Origin of the sequence: Streptomyces sp. NPDC006261, assembly GCF_040613515.1 — a bacterium.
In the GTDB taxonomy this organism is placed as follows: Bacteria; Actinomycetota; Actinomycetes; order Streptomycetales; family Streptomycetaceae; genus Streptomyces.
Window position 1 is genome coordinate 46,598 of the sequence record NZ_JBEXSI010000003.1, and the last position, 17,959, is coordinate 64,556.

The following is a 17,959-nucleotide window of genomic DNA, read 5'->3' on the forward strand; positions in this document are numbered from 1 at the left end:
GTCGGCGATCTTTCCACGATCTTTTCGGCCGGCCCGTCAACCCGGCAGGGCCTTGTGGTCATCCCGAAGGCATTGTCAGGCATGCCCCGGCCGACGCGGCAGAGACTCGCGTGCCGTCGGGGCTCTCGAACGCCTGGAGGAGTACGCCTTCGCGGATCGCCCAGGGGCAGATGAGGACGGGGTCGGCCTCCATGGTGCGCATGGCGGTCTCGGCGACGATCGCGCCGGCCAGGGCCTGGGCCGAGCGTGCGGCCGAGATGCCGGGCAGCCGGGCGCGGTCGGCGGCGGGCAGACGTTTCAGCCGCTTGATCGCGCGCCGCAGCGGGGTGCGGTGGAGTCGCCGCGCGCCGGCCGTGCCCCCGTCACCGTCCGGAGAGCACAGTCGGGACAGCTGGTCGAACGTACGGGAGGTGGCGACGACCGTCCGGGGGCCGACCTCGCGCACCTGGGCGGACACCTCGGTCAGCTGTCCCCGTACGTATCGCCTCAAGTCCTTGACCTGCGATGGAGAGGGAGGGTCCTGACAGGCGAAGTGCTCCCGGGTCAGTCGGCCCGCGCCCAGCGGAAGGGAGACGGCGATGTCCGCCGTCATGCCGTCACCGTACGCCACCTCGAAGGATCCGCCACCGATGTCGAGCACCACCAGCGGGCCCGCCTGGCGGCCCGTCCACCGCCGGGCCGCCAGGTACGTCAGCTCCGACTCCCGCTCCCCCGGCAGCAGGTGCACCGGTACGTCGCACCGCTCGCCGATCGCTTCGAGGATCCGGGGCCGGTTCGGGGCGTCCCGTACGACCGCCGTGGCGAAGACAATCGGCTCGCGCACGCCCCACCGCCGGGATTCGCGGCATGCGGCCGCCACCGCGTGAGCCAACTGGTCCATCCCCGCCCGGCTCATCGTTCCGTCCCGGGCCACGTGTTCCACGAGCCGCAACCGCCACTTGGCCGTGTGCACGGGAGAGAGCTCGTGCCACTCGACTTCGGCCACGAACAACCGCACGGTCTTGGAGCCAGCGTCCACCACAGCCATACGCATGCGAGGTTTCTGCCCCGCTCATGGCGCTCGATGCCGGATCGGTCGCAGGGCGTCCCGCTGCCCTTCACCGGATGGCGCAAGGGCGTGCAGCCTGTCCTCGGCGGCTCGTGTCGGCCGACAACATCAGCGGTGACGTGTACGACTAGGTGATGGGCCGCGACACACTGCGCCTGTCCACCACCGAGGCCATGGGCCACGCGACGGGACCGGCCCTGTCGGCCGTGGCGCCGCTCGTCAGCGTGGTCCGGCTACCGAGCCGCTCACACTCGACCACGAAACCATGACTTCTGTCGCGCGGACACCCGGCGCCCATGCCGCCGCACCGCCGTCAACTGCATGGAACGACGCCCGAGTGGGTGGGTGAACCACTGGGCCGTCCGCATGGCAAGAGCCGACGGATGATCACACGGTGTTCGAGCCATCCCTTCGTGCCGCAGGCACCCGGTACAACATGATTGCCACGGGCCCGAGGGGCAATGCAGCTCGATCTCCGGACTGGCACAAGCGCTGGCTGGGGCGCGGCGGGTCCCCAGCCTTCAGGCACCATCGGACGCCGGAGACCGCAGTGACCATTGGGGGAGTTCTCCGGCATGAAAGTCATGTCACGGCACCTTCCTCAGGAGGCTCGAAGTCCGGGAAGCAGTCGGTCCGAAGCGGGTATACGGATAGGCAGCGTTCCTCCGAACAGCGTGTCCGCCTCAGTAATCACTGCGCGTCCAGGGAAGTCTTCATTGCGTCTTCGTCATACTCGGCCCACCGACCCCGGTTACATCCGCCTGCGCCACGGGCGCGGTTTCCGCTACCTCGACGCCCGGAGAGAGCCGCTGCGCGACGCTGCGGAGCTTGAGCGCATCCGTGCGCTCGCCATCCCGCCTGCCTGGCGGGACGTATGGATCTGTACCCGGCCCACCGGTCACCTCCAGGCCATCGGCACGGACGCAGCCGGGCGCCGCCAGTACCTCTACCATCCCCAGTTCCGCGCCGAACAGGAGCGGGCCAAACACGACCACGTCCTTGACGTCGCCGAAACCCTGCCCGCCGTACGCCGGGCCGTCGAGCGGCACCTGAGCGACCGAGGCCTGACTCGGCACCGAGTCCTCGCCACTGCCGTGCGCCTGCTCGACCTGGGCTTCTTCCGCATCGGCAACGACCACTACGCGGAGGTGAACAACAGCTACGGTCTTACCACGCTGCTGCGCGAACACTGCCGGATCCAGGGCGGCGCGGTCGTCTTCACCTACACCGGCAAACACGGCAAGGAGCTCGTCCAGACCATCGCCGACCCCGCCGTCTGCCGCAGCCTCACCTCGCTGATGCGCCGCCGCTCCGGAGGGGACCGGCTCCTCGCCTACTGGGAGCGGCCCGCCTGGCATGACGTGGCCAGCGACGACGTCAACGCCTACCTCAAAGAACTCGCCGGCCTGGAGATCACCGCCAAGGACTTCCGCACCTGGCACGCCACCGTCATGGCCGCCGTCGCGCTGGCCGTCTCGCAGAACGTGGCTCGCAGCGAAAGCGCCCGCAGACGTGCCATCGCCCGCGCATGCCGCGAAGTCTCCGGCTACCTCGGGAACACCCCGGCGATCTGCCGTGCCTCCTACATCAACCCGCGCGTGCTCGAGCTGTACGAAGAGGGCGTCACCGTCGCCGCCGCGCTGCCGCACCTCGGGGACGAAAGCGCGCACGGCATCCCCGCCACTCAGGGGCCCGTCGAGGAGGCCGTCCTCAACATGCTCCGTCCCGGCCACTGACGCCGTTCGACCACCTTGTGGTGACTGTCGGTAACGAGGTCACGCATGCGGCATCAACGTGCGGTGACGACATCGCACGGCACAGATCAACCGGAACGCTGGACGCCGGAGGAGACGAGGGGACAGCAGTGGCCGGTCCACCCGCACGGCCGCGTCAGAAAGCGCCTAAAAGCCCTCGTGAGCAGGGTAAACGCCGCCTGACCTGCCACGGCAGGAGGCATCACCACAGGGTGCAGGAAGCTCCGCACGTCGTCATAGCCGTCGACGGCGCGGCCGTCCACGTCCGTCGGCTCCGCCTCAGCCCGCGCCCGCCAGCGACTCCGTTCCAGGGCCGGAGCAGCGGCCGAAGCCGAGGTTCCGTTGGGAGGGAGGTCCTGGAGGAGGCCAACAGGTGCCCGTGCCCCCAGGCAGAAGCGGCGTTTTCGCCGACAGGACCTGCCGGACATCTGCATCGGGGCCGCGTTCTGGTCCCGCGGAGCCCTGAGACACTGGGTGGCGGTGATTGGCTACCCACCTGCTGTCGCACAACTGCAGTGCCTCATGGCCCTCGTCGGGACCACAGCCCTTGGACCGCCGACTTCGAGAGTGAACGCGTTGGCTTCCTCCTCGATGGCGTCAGCCGTCTACGGCAGGAAATGGCTCGCCTGAGTGGCGGGACGTGCTGTTCAGTCGGTGGAGAGGGCTTCCAGGAGGTCGCCGACCTGCGGGTCGGGCAGGGCGCGGGCGACGTCGGCCTGGGCAACCATGCCAACCAGTCGGTGGCCGTCGATGACCGGCAGGCGGCGGACCTTGTGCTCGGACATGGTACGCATGATCTCGGCGGCGTCGTCGTCGGCGCCGATGGTGACGGCTTCGCCTTGTGCCAGCTCACCGGCCGTGGTCGTGGCGGGGTCCTTGCCCGCGCCCAAGACCTTGACGACGATGTCCCGGTCGGTGAGGACGCCCTTGAGTTTGTCGTCGGTGCCGCAGATCGGCAGCGCGCCGACCCCCATCTCGGTCATCTTCTGTGCCGCGCGCAGGACCGGCTCGTCCGCACCGATACAGTCGGCGCCCTCGGTCATGATCTCTCGTGCCGTGGTCATGGTCTGCTTTCCTTCTTCACTGCCTCCGGCCGGAGGCGTTTGGATCGGGTGAGGGGCGGGTTCAGCTCTTGCCGCGGCCGGTGAGCAGGTCGCGTGCGCGGTCCACGAGTCCGACGCCGGGGCCCAGCAGCTTGTTGCCGGGCGGGGTGTCCGGTGCGGAGGGATGTGGGCGGGTGGGGGCTGCCTTCTTGGCCGTGCGGACCTTGTCGCCCAGTTCGTCCAGGGCTTCGGGGGTGCGGGCAGCGGCGAGGAGGGGGAAAAGCCGGCCCTCTTCGTCGCGTACGTGCTCGCTCACTTCGAGCTTCAGCTTCGCCACGAGGTGGTCGAACTGCGGGTCGTCCGCAGGCAGGCCCTCCAGGGCCTTGAGGTGCTGTTCCACCTCTGCGTGATCGGAGAGCTCCTTGTCGGCGATCTCGCCGCCGCCTTCGACGTGCTCGCGTACCGCCGGGTAGAGGTACATCTCCTCGGCGACGGAGTGGCGCACCAATTCGATGGTCAGCTCGTCGGCCAGTTTCCGGCGCTGCTGGTCACCGACCGGCAGGCGCTCGATCTTCTCGAACAGTTCATCGACCTCGCGGTGGTCGGTGGTGAGTTCCGCGATCACGTTTCCGCCGTGGCCCATAGGGTGGAGTACCTCCAGTTATGTGGTGTGAGCCGAATAGGGCTCACCGTTCCACAGCGGGTGCCCCAAGATCTCGGCAACACGCATAGCAGACCGAAGTCGGCATAACTCCAGTTCCGGGCAGATGAGTACGGCGGACCTGGCCGTGACGCACGAAGCCCGCCCGGCGGATGTTGGCAGGGCGGGCTCCGTATCGGTACGGGTCAGGCAGGGGTGATGTTCTCCGCCTGCGGCCCTTTCTGGCCTTGGGTGATGTCGAAGTTCACCTTCTGGCCTTCCTGAAGCTCACGGAAGCCCTGCGCGGCGATATTGGAGTAGTGGGCGAAGACGTCCGGGCCTCCGCCGTCCTGCTCGATGAACCCGAAACCCTTTTCCGAGTTGAACCACTTGACGGTGCCACTGGCCATTGTGTCCTCCAAGGTGACTTCAAGTCGGTCTCCCGCACCATGCGGATACCGAAGGTGATCGTCCTGGCCCTCAGAGGCGCTGAACAGCGGTATCGCCCATGGACTCACGTTCACGGACGACGGGTACTTCGGAACCATGACAGCTGGCTCTGACGCTACACCGGCCGTACTGCCCTCACCAGGAGCACACGGCGTGCGGACCCCCGACCCTCGTGCAGGTGCCACCAGGCCCCATCACTCCTCACGCGCCGCATTCACCGCAACGGCCAGGTGACTACTCGGGTCCTCGGGTATCGGTTGGCCGCCCGTCGCCGCCGCCAGTGCTTCGGCGACCACCCGCAACTTGTCGCCGGCGTGCTGGGAAACCGCTACCCGACCCACCACGCGTCCTGGCAGGGAGGTATTCCGAGCCTGCCGCTGTACGGGAGACGGCTCCGCGCGCCCGTGTTCACAAACTCGTCAGGACCTGGGGGGACAGGTTCTTGATCATGGTGTTGGTCCAGCGCATCTGCCGCAGCGTCCGGGGATGGCAGGAGGCAGCCAGTTGCAGCAGGCGGTTGTCTTTGGTCGCCTGTCCGGCTTGGGCGAGCATCTCCCAGTACAGGGAATTGCCGACTGCGCACAGGTGCAGTTCCCGCAGGTCCCGCAGAAGGAGAAGGCCTGGTTCCGGTCGGTGGCCGATCGCTTCGGCGGCTTTCTCCCGGATCGTCGGCATGAGCCCCGACGGGGCCTTCTGTGAGGGACCGTCGAGGTCCAGACCGTAGTGGCCGGCGGTCTCCGCCAGGCGTAGGCAGTGCTCGTTCGACCACGAGACGAGGTCCTTGGCGACATGGTGGATCTCGTGGTCGGTGCTGTGACGTTCGGCGGTGACGACCAGTTCTTTCGCCAGTTGCCGCTCTCCATGGTGCAGAGCACGCAGTGTGAGGGTGATGCCGTTCACCGGGTGCCTCCAGCGATGTCGTCCCCGGAGGGGTCGGTCGACTCCCGGACCTGCGCAGTGGCTCCGCCCTCGGTGGGCCGGACACCGCCCGCACGGGCGGGTGCCGACGCGGTGGTCGTGGGTGCCGGCGCGGGCTGCCCCGAACTCTTCTCGAGGAGGGTGACCGCAGCGGCGGCCGACTTGAACAAGGGCTGCTTGGACACCGCATCCCAGTCGGTGACGGTCATCTCGTTCGCCGCGCGCGGTGGGGTCGCTTCGTCCGGGCCTGAGCCGGAGGCCGTGTCCCAGTAGCCGTAGTGGAAGGGGACGAAGATCAGTCCGGGCCGGATGTCGGTGATCCTCAGCCGGCCCCGGAGCGCGCCGCGCGGGCTGGTGACCTCCACGAGGTCACCCTCATCGAGTCCTTGGGCCGCCGCGTCCGAGGAGGACATCTCCACCCATACGTCGGGGGCCGCGGCGTTCAACTGGGGCGCGCGGCCTGTTTTGGTGCGGGTGTGGAAGTGGTAGAGGGTGCGTCCGGTCGTCAGCTGGAACGGGTAGTCGTCGCCCGGCACCTCGTGCGGCGGGAGGTATTCGGCGGCTTTGAGCATGGCCTTGCCGTCCGGGTTGAGGGAGCGATACTCGACCGTCGAGACGGCTGCGCCGGTGACGAGGTCCTTGCCGTAGGTCTCGCACACGTCCGGTTTCGCCCAGGCGATGCCGTCGGTGTACAGGCGGTCCGTGCCATCAGGGGCCTGCTCGTTGCAGGGCCACTGGATGCCGCTGGCGTCACGGAGTTTGTCGTAGGTGAGGCCGGTGTAGTCGCAGGGGCGGCCCGCACTGCAGCGTTTCCACGCCTCGAACGCGGATTCCGGGTCGTGCCAGGAAACCAGCGGTCCGCCGTTCTTGTCCCGGAAGCCCATGCGCTGGGCGTAGTCGAGGAAGATGTCGAGGTCCGGCCTCGCCTCTCCCGGTGGTTCGACGGCCTTGACGGACAGATGCACGGTGCGATCCGCGTTGGTGAAGGTGCCGGTCTTCTCGCCCCACGTCGCCGCGGGCAGGACCACGTCTGCCAACTGCGCCGTCTCCGTGAGGAAGAGGTCCTGCACCACGACGAACAGCCGGTCCTGCGACAGGATCGAGCGAATGCGCGACAGCTCGGGCAGGGAGACGGCCGGATTGGTGCCGCTGATCCACAGCATGCGGATCGATCCCTGCTCCGCGTAGCGGAACATCTGCATGGCATGGGTGGGCGGGGCGTAATGCGGGATTGTCATGGGTTCGACGTTCCACACCTTGGCGAGGTCGGCCACGTGCTGGTCGTTCTGCCAGTTCCTGAAACCGGGCAGGTCCCCGTTGGCGCCGCACTCCCGGGTGTTCTGCGCGGTGGGCTGTCCATTCATCTGAAGTACGCCGGCGCCCGGACGTCCCAGCATGCCGCGGAGCAGATGCAGGTTGTTGATCTGAACCGCGGCGGCCGTGGCCTGGTGGGACTGGTAGACGCCCTGCAGAACGGTGGACAGGAGCCTGTCGGCCGTACCCAGCACCTCGGCGGCCTCCGCGATCCGCGCCGCCGGGACGTCGCAGATACGCTCCGCCCACTCAGGCGTGCAGTCCCGGACCCTCTCCGCCACCTCCTCGAAGCCGACGGTGTGGGCCTCGACGTAGTCGTGGTCGATACGGCCGGTGCGGATGATCTCGTGCAGGAGCGCGTTGAGCAGCGCCACATTGGTCCCGATGCGCGGGGCCAGGTGCACGGTGGCCGCACGGGCGACCCGTGTGGGCCGGGGGTCCACACAGACCAGGCGCGGCGGGTCGCTTCCCTCGAGCCGGTCGAGAATGCGCATCCACTGCACGGGCTGGGTCTCGGCAAGGTTGTGGCCGAAGAGCGCGATCACATCAGCGTGGTCGATGTCGTCGTAGGACCCGGGCTGACCGTCGCAGCCGAAGGACTCCTTGAGCGCCTCGGCCGCTGTCGACGTGCACAGACGTGTGTTGCCGTCCAGGTGGTTCGTGCCGATACCGGCCCGGGCCGCGACTGCCAGCGTGTAGTACTCCTCCAGAAACAGCTGACCCGAGGTGTAGAAACCGATCGATCCCGGGCCGCGCTCCTGGAGCAGGTCACGTGAACGGGCGGCCACCAGTTCCATCGCGGTGTCCCAGTCGCTTTCGGTCAGCCGCCCGTCACGGCGAACCAGGGGCCTGGTCAACCGGTCCGGGGAGGCGTTGGCCTGCCAGCCGAACACATCCTTCGGCCCCAGCCGGCCACGGTTGACCCGGTCCACCACCCGGCCCCGCACCCCGACCATCCGGCCGTCCTTGACTGCGATGTCCATGGCGTCACCGTCGGAATGCAGGATCGAGGCGGCCTGCACCCACCGATCCACGGCTTCGGGCTCCACACCCTGCGCCAGATGCGTGTCCACCCGGGAGGGCCATGTCCCGCCCCGGGCGTAAGGGGTACGGCTACCCCACGGCTGCGTGATCCGGTCAACCGAAGTGTCCACTCGTGCCTTCCGATCAGCGCCCACGGCGCGCCCTGCACCGACCGGCCATAGGTACCCGCGGCGGCCGCCTCGTAACATGTGCCGACGAGCCACCGGGGCCTGCCGATCAGAAGCCGGTTCCCCGGACGCTTTGGCGCCAGGGACGTCGGCCGCTTCATGTGCGCGGGTACGTGGCTGCGCCGCGGCGCAGCCACGCCGAGTTGAGCCGCGCACGCACAGCGCCATCGACATCCCACGGGTGGACCGCGCCCGGAAGGGTGTGCCCCGCGCTTCCACGTCGACCCTTTCCAGGCGTAGTCGCAGGCAGCGCTCGGAGCTTCCGGTCCAGGCCGCCGCCCCGACCGACCGGCGGCGCCAAGCGTAAGGGCCTCCAGCCGTGCCGAGCGGCGGACCATCCGGCGGGACCGAGGACGAAGGTCCCCCGGCGAGAGGCGGGAGGTGGCCTGCCGCCCAGCCTCGCGGCACGCGTAAGGAGGCGGGAGTGCGGTGGGCCGCGGGCCGCCTCGGCCGCGGGACAAGGTCGGGCCTCTACCCGTACGCCTGGCCCGCCCGTCACTTCGTGGAGCCGGTCCCGGACGCCCCGGGGCCGGCTCCACAGGCGTTCAGAGCCGCAGGTGGTGCAGCATCAGCAGCGCCGCCGCCATGTTCGCCGCGGGCACCTCGCCCCGGGCGATCATGTCCGGGACCAGCTTCAGCGGTATCCACTCACGGCGCGAGGACTCGAAGGCGTCCTGCGGAGGGCCCGTGTACTGCGCCTCCTCCGCCCAGTAGAGGTGGTGGCGGGCGTCGGTGAGGCCGTTGGCGGGCTCGACGGTGAGCAGCGGGCGCAGGGGGCCGGGGCGCCAGCCGGTCTCCTCCTCCATCTCGCGGGCCGCTGCCGCCGCGATGTCCTCGCCGTCCTCGACGACCCCCGCGGCCAGCTCCCACCCCCAGCTGTCGGTGATGAACCGGTGGCGCCAGAGCAGCAGCACCTCGTCCGCCGCGTTGACGACGGTGGCCGCGGCGACGGGCCGCAGCCGGATGACGTAGTGGTCGAGGTGGCTGCCGTCGGGCAGCTCCACATCCGCCAGGTTCACCCGGAACCAACGGTTCTGATACACATTCTGTTCGCTTAAGTTCGTCCACTGCACGGTTCTGCCGCCTTTCGACATGTTGGGAGCAACATGCCAGCAGGGTCGGCCGCCAAGCGGAACGAACGGCGGGTGCGCGGCGGAGCTCACAGAGGCACGCGGAGCGCCCCGTCGATCAGATCGGCCGTCTGTACGGCATCGGCGCAGCCGCTCTCCGCCAGCTGCCGCCGCACCTGGCGGAGCCGGTCGCGCAGCCGCTGGGACTCCATCCCCCGGGCCCGCTCGGCCATTTCGGCGGCGGTGGTGGCCGCCCGGTCCGGCTCGCCCTGAAGCAGTTCGACATGGCTGAGCATCGCGAGGCGGTGCACGCGCCCCCGGTCGTGCGCCGGGGCGCGCACCGCGGAGGCCGCGTGCTCCCGTGCTGCGGGCAGATCCCCCAGGCTGAACAGCGCCTCCGCCACCTGGACGTCCACGAGGCCCGGCTGGACGTACCCGGTCTCGTCGGGCTCCCGCCCGGTGTGGATCCGGACCGCCTGCGCCTCGGCCCGTCTGATGCAGGCGCGGGCGCTCGCCGCGTCGCCGAGGTGGGCGTACGCCTTGGCCTGCATGGCGTGCAGATCGGCGGCGAGCGCCGGGGTGATGTGGCCACCGGCGGCCCGTAGCGCGGCCTCGGCGAAGGCGATGGAACGGCGGTGGTCCCCCAGGAAGAGGGACTGGGTGACCAGCAGGGCGATCACATAGCCGCCGAGCGCCCGGTCCCCGCTGGACTTGGCGAGCCGCAGCGCCTGGTGGAAGTAGCGCTGGGCGAGGCCGTGGGCGTCGGAGTCGTACGCGCAGATGCCGGCCATCGCCACCAGGGCCGCCGTCGCCCGGTGCAGGCGGCGGCCGAGCTCGTCGCTGTGGCCGCCGCGCAGCAGGGGCGCGGCCTCGGCGTTGAGGAAGCGGACGATCCGGGGTCTGGTCGCGATGCCGCCCGCCTTGCGGTACATCTGCTCGTAGTGGTCGCGTGCGGACCGGAGGGTCTCTATGTCGGCCGCGCTCACCCGGCCGGGGCCCGGGCGGGAGACGTCGGTGTCCTCCGGCGGGTTCTCCCACTCCCAGACCGGCATCACCGCCGTGGTGCCGGTGACGGCGGGGACGGTGGCCAGGTGGGGGCGCTGCTGTTCGTCGGAGCGCCAGAGCGCGGTGGCCCGCTCGACGAAGCCGGAGAGGGAGCCGCTGTGGGCCGCGGTCTCGGTGCCGTAGCCGCCGGGGAGGCCCATGCCGATGTCGTCCAGCACGACCGGGCGTCCGAGCCGGCCGCCCAGCACCTCGCAGATCAGGTCCGGCACCTGGCCGCGGGGGCGCTGGCCCTTCAGCCAGCGGGCGACCGCGGTGTGTTCGTACCGCAGGCTCAGGCCGCGGACCCGGCCCGCCCGGTTGACGTGACCGGCGAGCCCCGCCCGGGACATCCCGGCCTCGTCGATCAGGGATTCGAGCAGGACATTCGGCTCCATCGTCCCCCCAGGTGGGTGTCGCGATGAGCCTAGTCCAGCACGTTTCACACGGGGTGTGAACGGAATGCCCGAACCCTCCGGCCGTGCGCTCTGCCCGGCCGGGGCGTGGTTCGGTTGAATGAGCTCCTCGCAAGAGGCGGCCGGGTCGTCGGCTCCCCCTCGTAACGGTTGACGACCCGCACCCGCGCCGTCCGCACCGCCGGCCTGCCCGACACTCCGTGGCCGTGCGGACGGCGCCGGATCGCACGACCCACTGCCCAACGACGAAGGAGGGTGGCTGCGGGTCGGGGACCGGAACCGCGCTTCCTCCCGGTTCCGTCTCCCGGTCCGCGTGCGGTCCTCGCGCCCGGCGGGACAAGAAGAAGGGGCGTATCCGGTGGCCGGATACGCCCCTTCTCGACGCCTTCGCGGCTCCTACGCCCCGCGCAGCACCGCGCCCGTGCGCTCGGCGGCCAGGGCCACCGCGCTGTCGCGGGCGGCCGAGGCCTCGTCGACGGTCAGCGTGCGGTCGGCGGCGCGGAAGCGCAGCGCGTACGCCAGGGACTTGTTGCCCTCGCCGATCTGCTCACCGGTGAAGACGTCGAACAGCCGCAGCGATTCGAGGAGTTCACCCGCGCCCTCGAGCAGCGCCCGCTCCACGTCGGCGGCCGGGACGTCCCCGGCGACGACGAGCGCGACGTCCTGGGTCGCCACCGGGAAGGTGGAGATCCGGGGCGCCCGGAGCGCTCCGCCGACGGCCTGCTCCAGGACGTCCAGCTCGACCTCGGCGGCGCAGGTCCGCTCGGGCAGATGGAGCGCCTTGATGACGCGCGGGTGGAGTTCGCCCGCGTGTCCGAAGAGGGTCTCCTCGCCGTCCACCGTGACGTAGAGCGCGGCGCAGCGGCCCGGGTGCCACGGGGCGTGCTGGTCGGCGCGGACGGTGACCTCGACACCGGCCTCCGCTGCGACGGACCGGGCGGCCTCGACGGCGTCCGCCCAGGTCGCCGGGGTGCCCTTGCCCCACCAGCCGGCCTGCTCGCGGGCGCCCGCCAGGACGACGGCGGCGCGGCGCGGCTGACGCGGCAGGGCCGCGTCCAGACCGGCGATCTCCTCTTCGGTGGGCCGGCGGTCGACGGGCAGCCTGACGGCCGGCGTCTCCTCGCCGGTGAGTGGGGCCTCCACTGCTCGAACGGAGCTGAGGGTTTGGGGAAGGAAGACGAGACCGGTCTCGAAGAGCGCCAGGTCGTGGCTGCCGCGGCCGTCGTTGCGCCGCAGTGCGCCGAGGAGGCCCGGCAGCAGCGTGGTGCGCAGCGCCGGCTCCTCGTCGGAGAGCGGGTTGACGAGCTTGACCGTACGGCGGCGGTCGTCGTCCTTGTCCAGGCCGAGCTGGTCGAGTACGGCGTCACCGATGAACGGGTAGTTCAGCGCCTCGACGTACCCGGCTCCGGCCAGCACCCGGCCGATGCGGCGGTGCAGCCGCTGGCGGTCGGTGAGGCCGCGGCCGGAAGGCGGCGTCGGCAGGGTGGAGGGCAGGTTCTCGTAGCCCTCCAGCCGGATGACCTCTTCGGCCAGGTCGTTCGGCTCGCCCAGGTCGGGACGCCAGGACGGGACGGTGACGATCAGCTCGTCCTGCCCGTAGACGTCGCAGCCGACCTGCTGGAGGCGGCGGACGACGATCTCGCGGCCGTACGCCACACCGGCCACCCTGTCGGGGTGGTCGGCCGGCATCGCGATGGTGCGCGGCGCGTGGGGCGAGGTGATCTCGGTGACCCCGGCCTCGGCGGTGCCGCCCGCGAGGAGGACCAGCAGGTCCACCGTGCGCTGCGCCGCCGCCGCGGCGGCCTGCGGGTCGACGCCGCGCTCGAAGCGCTTGGACGCCTCGGAGGACAGCTTGTGGCGGCGCGCGGTGCGGGCGATCGAGATCGCGTCGAAGTGCGCGGCCTCGATGACGACCTCGGTGGTGAGGGCGGACTCGCCGTCCGCGTCGGCGATCTCGGTGTTCGCGCCGCCCATGACGCCCGCGAGGCCGATCGGCCCGCGGTTGTCGGTGATGACCAGGTCCTCGGCGTCCAGCACGCGCACGGTGCCGTCCAGCGTGGTGAGCTTCTCGCCCTGCGTGGCGCGACGGACGCCGATCGGCCCCTCGACCCGGGTGCGGTCGTAGGCGTGCAGCGGCTGGCCGAGCTCCAGCATCACGTAGTTGGTGACGTCGACGGCCAGCGAGATCGGCCGCATCCCGGCCTTCTGCAGGCGGCGCTGCAACCAGATCGGGGAGCGGGCCTCGGGCTGGAGACCGGTGACGACGCGCGCGGTGAAGCGGTCGCAGCGAACCGGGTCGGAGATCTGCACCGGGTAGCCGTACGCGTTGGGCGCGGGCACGTCCAGGAGCGCCGGGTCGCGCAGCGGCAGCCCGTACGCGATGGCCGTCTCACGGGCGACACCGCGCATCGAGAGGCAGTAGCCCCGGTCGGGGGTGACGGCGATGTCGAGGACCTCGTCGACGAGCTGGAGCAGCTCGATCGCGTCGGTGCCGACCTCGTGCTCCGGGGGAAGCACGATGATGCCGTGCGTGCCGTCGTCGCCCATGCCGAGCTCGTCGGTGGAGCAGATCATGCCGTGCGAGGTCTTGCCGTACGTCTTGCGGGCGGCGATCGCGAAGTCACCGGGCAGGACCGCGCCCGGGAGGACCACGACGACCTTGTCGCCGACCGAGAAGTTACGGGCGCCGCAGACGATCTCCTGCGGTTCGCCGGTGCCGTTGGCCGTGCCGACGTCGACCGTGCAGAAGCGGATGGGCTTCTTGAACCCCTCCAGCTCCTCGATGGTCAGGACCTGTCCGACGACCAGGGGGCCCTTGAGACCCGCACCGATCCGCTCGACGGTCTCGACCTCGAGGCCGACGGAGACGAGCTTGGCCTGTACGTCACGGCCGGTCTCCGTCGCCGGCAGGTCGACGTACTCCCGCAGCCAGGAAAGCGGGACACGCATCAGATCTCCATCCCGAACGGCCGGGTGAACCGGACGTCACCCTCGACCATGTCTCGCATGTCTTCGACGTTGTGGCGGAACATCAGCATCCGTTCGATGCCGAACCCGAAGGCGAATCCGCTGTACTTCTGGGGGTCGACGCCGCAGGCGGTGAGCACCTTGGGGTTGACCATGCCGCAGCCGCCGAGCTCGATCCAGCCCTCGCTGCCGCAGGTGCGGCAGGGGCGGTCCGGGTTGCCGACGGACTCGCCGCGGCAGACGTAGCAGACCATGTCCATCTCGGCGGACGGCTCGGTGAACGGGAAGAAGTTCGGCCGCAGCCGGGTCTTCATGTCCGGCCCGAAGAGTGCCTGGACCATGTGGTCCAGGGTGCCCTTGAGGTCGGCCATGGTGAGGCCCTCGTCGACGGCGAGCAGCTCGATCTGGTGGAAGACCGGGGTGTGCGTGGCGTCCAGCTCGTCGGTGCGGTAGACCCGGCCGGGGCAGACCACGTAGACGGGGGGCTTGCGCTCCAGGAGCGAGCGGGCCTGGACGGGCGAGGTGTGCGTACGCAGCACGACGCCGGACTCGTCGCCCTCGGTCGCCTTTCCGTCGGGCGTGGTGCCCTGGACGAAGAAGGTGTCCTGCATCTGGCGGGCCGGGTGGTCGGGCACGAAGTTCAGGGCGTCGAAGTTAAACCACTCCGCCTCGGCCTCGGGGCCCTCGGCGATCTCGTAGCCCATGGCCACGAAGACGTCCGCGACGCGCTCCATGATGGTCGTCAGGGGGTGGCGGGCGCCGGCCGGGACGCGGTCGTAGGGCAGCGTGACGTCCACGGCCTCCTCGACGAGCACCCGGGCGTCGCGCTCGGCCTCCAGCTCGGCCTGGCGGGCGGCCAGCGCCTTGGAGACGGCGCCGCGGGCCTGGCCCACGCGCTTGCCCGCCTCGGCCTTGGCCTGCGGGGGCAGGGCGCCGATCTCGCGGTTGGCGAGCGACAGGGGCGAGGTACCTCCGGTGTGCGCGGTCTTCGCCTGGGCGAGCGCGTCGAGGTCGCCGGCGGCGGCGAAGGCGGCGAACGCCTCGTCCCGCATGCGCTCGATCTCTTCCGGTTTCAGTGCCTCGACCTCGACTGGGTCGTACGACTTGTTCGGTGCCGACATCTCTTCCCGTGCTTCCGATTGGCTGGTGGCGCGACCCCGCTCGACGACTGGAGGACGCAAAGGTGCCAAAGGTCGAGTCTAAAGGCCGCAGGACGGTCGGGGCGCCCGTGGGCTGCTCACACCAGGTAGGCAGGCATGCTCACGGGCAGAATAAAGCGGAACTCGGCCCCGCCGCCGGGCCCCCGGCCGACGGTGATGGTGCCGCCGTGCGCCTCGACGATGCCCTTGACGATGTAGAGGCCCAGCCCGGTGCCGCCGCGCTTGCTCCCCCGCCAGAAGCGGGTGAAGACGCGGCCCATCGACTCCTCGGGGATGCCGGGGCCTTCGTCGCTCACGGTGACCGCCGTTCCCATCTCGTCGCGCGCACCCGGCGCGGGTGCGGGGGCGATCTCCATGGTGACGGTTCCCTCGCCGTGGCGCACCGCGTTTTCCAGGAGGTTCCCGAGGATCTGGTCGATCTTGTCGGGGTCGGCCCACAGGGCGGGCAGTGGGCCCCGGGCGCGGACCCGGAAGCGCTCGGGGGCCTGGCCGCCCGCGATGAGGGCCTGGATGTGGCGGGCGACGGCGGCGGAGATGTCGACCGGCTGGCGGCGCAGCTCCAGGCGGCCGGAGTCGATCCGGGAGATGTCGAGCAGCTCGGCGATGAGCCGGGTGACCCGGCCCGCGTCGGCGTCGACGGTCTCCAGCATCAGCCGCTTCTGGTCGTCGGTGAACCGCTCCCATTTGGCGAGCAGGGTGGCGGTGAACCCTTTGACGGAGGTCAGCGGGGAACGCAGCTCGTGGGCGACGGTGGCGATCAGCTCGGCGTGGCTGCGTTCGGTACGCCGACGGGCCTCGGTGCCGCGCAGCGAGACGACCACCCGGCGCACGGGGCCGAGCGGATGCTCGCGTACGTAACGGGCGGAGACCAGCACCTCACGGCCGCCGGGCAGCAGCAGGTTGCGCTCGGGCTGGGCATTACGGGTGGCCAGGCCGCCGTACGGGTCGGTCAGCGCCCACCAGCGCTTGCCCTTGAGGTCCTCCAGCGGGAGCGCCACCTCCAGGGGGCGGCCGATCGCTTGGGCGCGGGGGGTGGCGGTGATGCGGGCGGCGGCGGCGTTGAAGCAGACGACGCGGCCGCTCCCGTCGGCGACGACGAGCCCGTCGGGCAGGTCGTCGGGGTCGAGGCCGGTGGCGAGGGCGTCCATGTGTCCGATGCCGGTGCCGTCCGCGCTCCCGACAGCGGTGTGCGCCGGTCGCGGCGAGCTCATGCCGACAGCCATTTTCCCGTATCCCCACCTCTCGAACCGGTGCAGTGGGCCCCCGAGTTCGTCACCCTACTAGTCGTCGGCGAACCCGCGACACCCTGTGGGGGCGCGCGGTGGGAGTGCGCCGGTGGGCGGGAAGCGGAATGGCCGGGACCGTTCGGTGACGGGCCGTCGGACGGGCTGCGGTTAGGGCGTGTCCGGCGGATCAGGGCCGGATAGGCCGCGGCGTCTGGTGCGGTGCATCGCAAGGCGCTGGAACGTCCTCATCGCGGAGCGATTCGGACGTTTCGGCAACGCCGCGAGGTGCCCTGCCAGGCGTCGTGGACCCGGCCAAGATCCGCCGGACACGCCCTACGCGTCGGGGGCGCGGCGCGGGCGCTGGGCGCGGGCGGAGGCGTAGAGGCAGACGGCGGCGGCGGTGGCGAGGTTGAGGCTCTCCGCCTTGCCGTGGATCGGGACGCGGACGACGGCGTCGGCGAGCGCCCGGGTCTCCTCGGGCAGCCCCCAGGCCTCGTTGCCGAAGACCCACGCGGTGGGGCCTCCCATGGTGCCCGCGTCCAACTCGTCGTCCAGGTCGTCGTCCCCGGCGCCGTCGGCGGCGAGGATGCGCACCCCGGCGTCCCGGAGCCCTTGTACGGCCTGCTCGACGGGGACGCCGACGGCGACCGGCAGGTGGAAGAGCGAACCGACCGAGGCCCGTACGGACTTGGGGTTGTACAGGTCCACGGAGGCGTCGGTCAGCACCACCGCGTCGGCGCCGGCCGCGTCCGCGCAGCGCAGTACCGTACCGGCGTTTCCGGGGTCGCGGACGTTGGCCAGAACCGCCACCAGGGTGGGCCGGGCGTCCAGGATCTCCTGGAACGGGGAGTCCAGGAAGCGGCAGACGCCGATGAGGCCCTGCGGGGTGACGGTCTGCGAGACGTCGGCGAGGACGTCGGCGCCGGCCAGGTGGACCCTGGCCCCCGCTGCGTGGGCGGCGTCGACGATGTCGGCGTACCGGTCGGCGGCCTCGGGGGTGGCGAACAGTTCGATGAGCGTCGGCTCGCCGTCGCCGCCCCGGTGGGCGGCGGCCTCACGCACGGCCTGGGGCCCCTCGGCGATGAACCTGCGCTCCTTGCCGCGGAAGTTGCGGCGGGCCAGCCGGCGGGCGGCGGCGACGCGCGGGGAGCGCGGGGAGATCAGTTCGGGGGTGCCCATGGTCGGCGGCGAGCCTCTCTGGTGACGGCGGTGAAGTTCAGCGGCAACGCACCGGACCCGCAGACGGCGTGCGCCTGCGGGTCCGGTTCACGTACCTGGAAGGTGGCGCCTGGATCAGGCGGCCTTCGGGGCGTTGACGTCGCTCGGGAGGGCCTTCTGAGCGACCTCGACGAGAGCGGCGAACGCGTTGGCGTCGTTGACCGCGAGCTCGGCCAGGATCTTGCGGTCCACCTCGATGTTGGCGGCCTTCAGACCCTGGATGAGGCGGTTGTACGTCATGCCGTTCTGGCGGGCAGCGGCGTTGATGCGCTGGATCCACAGCTGACGGAAGTCGCCCTTGCGCTTCTTGCGGTCGTTGTAGTTGTAGACCAGGGAGTGGGTGACCTGCTCCTTGGCCTTGCGGTACAGGCGCGAGCGCTGCCCGCGGTAGCCCTTGGCCGCCTCGAGGATTGCCCGGCGCTTCTTGTGGGCGTTGACTGCCCGCTTGACGCGTGCCACGTGTTAACTCCTTGTAGCGGGGCC

At 70.7% G+C, this 17,959-nt stretch carries 14 protein-coding genes; 1 reads left to right on the plus strand and 13 read right to left on the minus strand.

Annotated features, from left to right (window positions below; translation table 11 throughout):
* Positions 1–58 precede the first annotated feature (58 nt).
* A complete protein-coding gene (locus ABZ154_RS02375) occupies positions 59–1,033 on the minus strand; it encodes a Ppx/GppA family phosphatase (protein WP_356828259.1) in 975 nt (324 codons plus the stop codon).
* 731 nt (positions 1,034–1,764) lie between these two features.
* Here ABZ154_RS02375 and ABZ154_RS02380 point away from each other — a divergent pair.
* Positions 1,765–2,784 carry a DNA topoisomerase IB gene (locus ABZ154_RS02380; RefSeq protein ID WP_356828261.1) on the plus strand — a complete coding sequence of 340 codons (1,020 nt, stop codon included), beginning with the start codon at positions 1,765–1,767 and terminating at the stop codon, positions 2,782–2,784.
* 665 nt (positions 2,785–3,449) lie between these two features.
* Here the strand turns inward: ABZ154_RS02380 and ABZ154_RS02385 are convergent.
* The 12 genes from ABZ154_RS02385 to rplT form a co-directional block, all read right to left on the minus strand.
* On the minus strand, positions 3,450–3,866 hold the full coding sequence (locus tag ABZ154_RS02385) for a CBS domain-containing protein (RefSeq protein ID WP_356828263.1): 417 nt from the start codon (positions 3,864–3,866) through the stop codon (positions 3,450–3,452).
* A gap of 61 nt (positions 3,867–3,927) precedes the next feature.
* On the minus strand, positions 3,928–4,488 hold the full coding sequence (locus ABZ154_RS02390) for a hemerythrin domain-containing protein (RefSeq protein WP_356828265.1): 561 nt from the start codon (positions 4,486–4,488) through the stop codon (positions 3,928–3,930).
* A 203-nt stretch (positions 4,489–4,691) separates the two neighbouring features.
* Positions 4,692–4,895, minus strand: coding sequence for a cold-shock protein (locus ABZ154_RS02395; protein WP_356828267.1), 204 nt, complete (start codon positions 4,893–4,895; stop codon positions 4,692–4,694).
* A gap of 448 nt (positions 4,896–5,343) precedes the next feature.
* Complete coding sequence (locus ABZ154_RS02400) at positions 5,344–5,835, minus strand: hypothetical protein (RefSeq protein WP_356828269.1); 492 nt, start codon at positions 5,833–5,835, stop codon at positions 5,344–5,346.
* Positions 5,832–8,321, minus strand: coding sequence for a nitrate reductase (locus tag ABZ154_RS02405; RefSeq protein WP_356828271.1), 2,490 nt, complete (start codon positions 8,319–8,321; stop codon positions 5,832–5,834). Before ABZ154_RS02405 ends, ABZ154_RS02400 begins: the two co-directional genes overlap by 4 nt.
* A gap of 602 nt (positions 8,322–8,923) precedes the next feature.
* On the minus strand, positions 8,924–9,451 hold the full coding sequence (locus tag ABZ154_RS02410) for an NUDIX domain-containing protein (RefSeq protein ID WP_093693444.1): 528 nt from the start codon (positions 9,449–9,451) through the stop codon (positions 8,924–8,926).
* 86 nt (positions 9,452–9,537) lie between these two features.
* Positions 9,538–10,887, minus strand: a complete 1,350-nt coding sequence (locus ABZ154_RS02415; protein ID WP_356828273.1) for a transcriptional regulator — start codon at positions 10,885–10,887, stop codon at positions 9,538–9,540.
* Between the two features lie 414 nt (positions 10,888–11,301).
* Positions 11,302–13,854 carry a phenylalanine--tRNA ligase subunit beta gene (gene pheT, locus ABZ154_RS02420; protein WP_356828275.1) on the minus strand — a complete coding sequence of 851 codons (2,553 nt, stop codon included), beginning with the start codon at positions 13,852–13,854 and terminating at the stop codon, positions 11,302–11,304.
* Positions 13,854–14,993, minus strand: a complete 1,140-nt coding sequence (gene pheS, locus ABZ154_RS02425; RefSeq protein WP_356828277.1) for a phenylalanine--tRNA ligase subunit alpha — start codon at positions 14,991–14,993, stop codon at positions 13,854–13,856. Before pheS ends, pheT begins: the two co-directional genes overlap by 1 nt.
* Positions 14,994–15,109: 116 nt before the next feature.
* A complete protein-coding gene (locus ABZ154_RS02430) occupies positions 15,110–16,255 on the minus strand; it encodes an ATP-binding protein (RefSeq protein WP_356828279.1) in 1,146 nt (381 codons plus the stop codon).
* A 336-nt stretch (positions 16,256–16,591) separates the two neighbouring features.
* A complete protein-coding gene (locus tag ABZ154_RS02435; protein ID WP_356828281.1) occupies positions 16,592–17,437 on the minus strand; it encodes an RNA methyltransferase in 846 nt (281 codons plus the stop codon).
* Between the two features lie 114 nt (positions 17,438–17,551).
* Positions 17,552–17,935, minus strand: coding sequence for a 50S ribosomal protein L20 (gene rplT / locus ABZ154_RS02440; RefSeq protein ID WP_007457565.1), 384 nt, complete (start codon positions 17,933–17,935; stop codon positions 17,552–17,554).
* Positions 17,936–17,959: the final 24 nt, after the last annotated feature.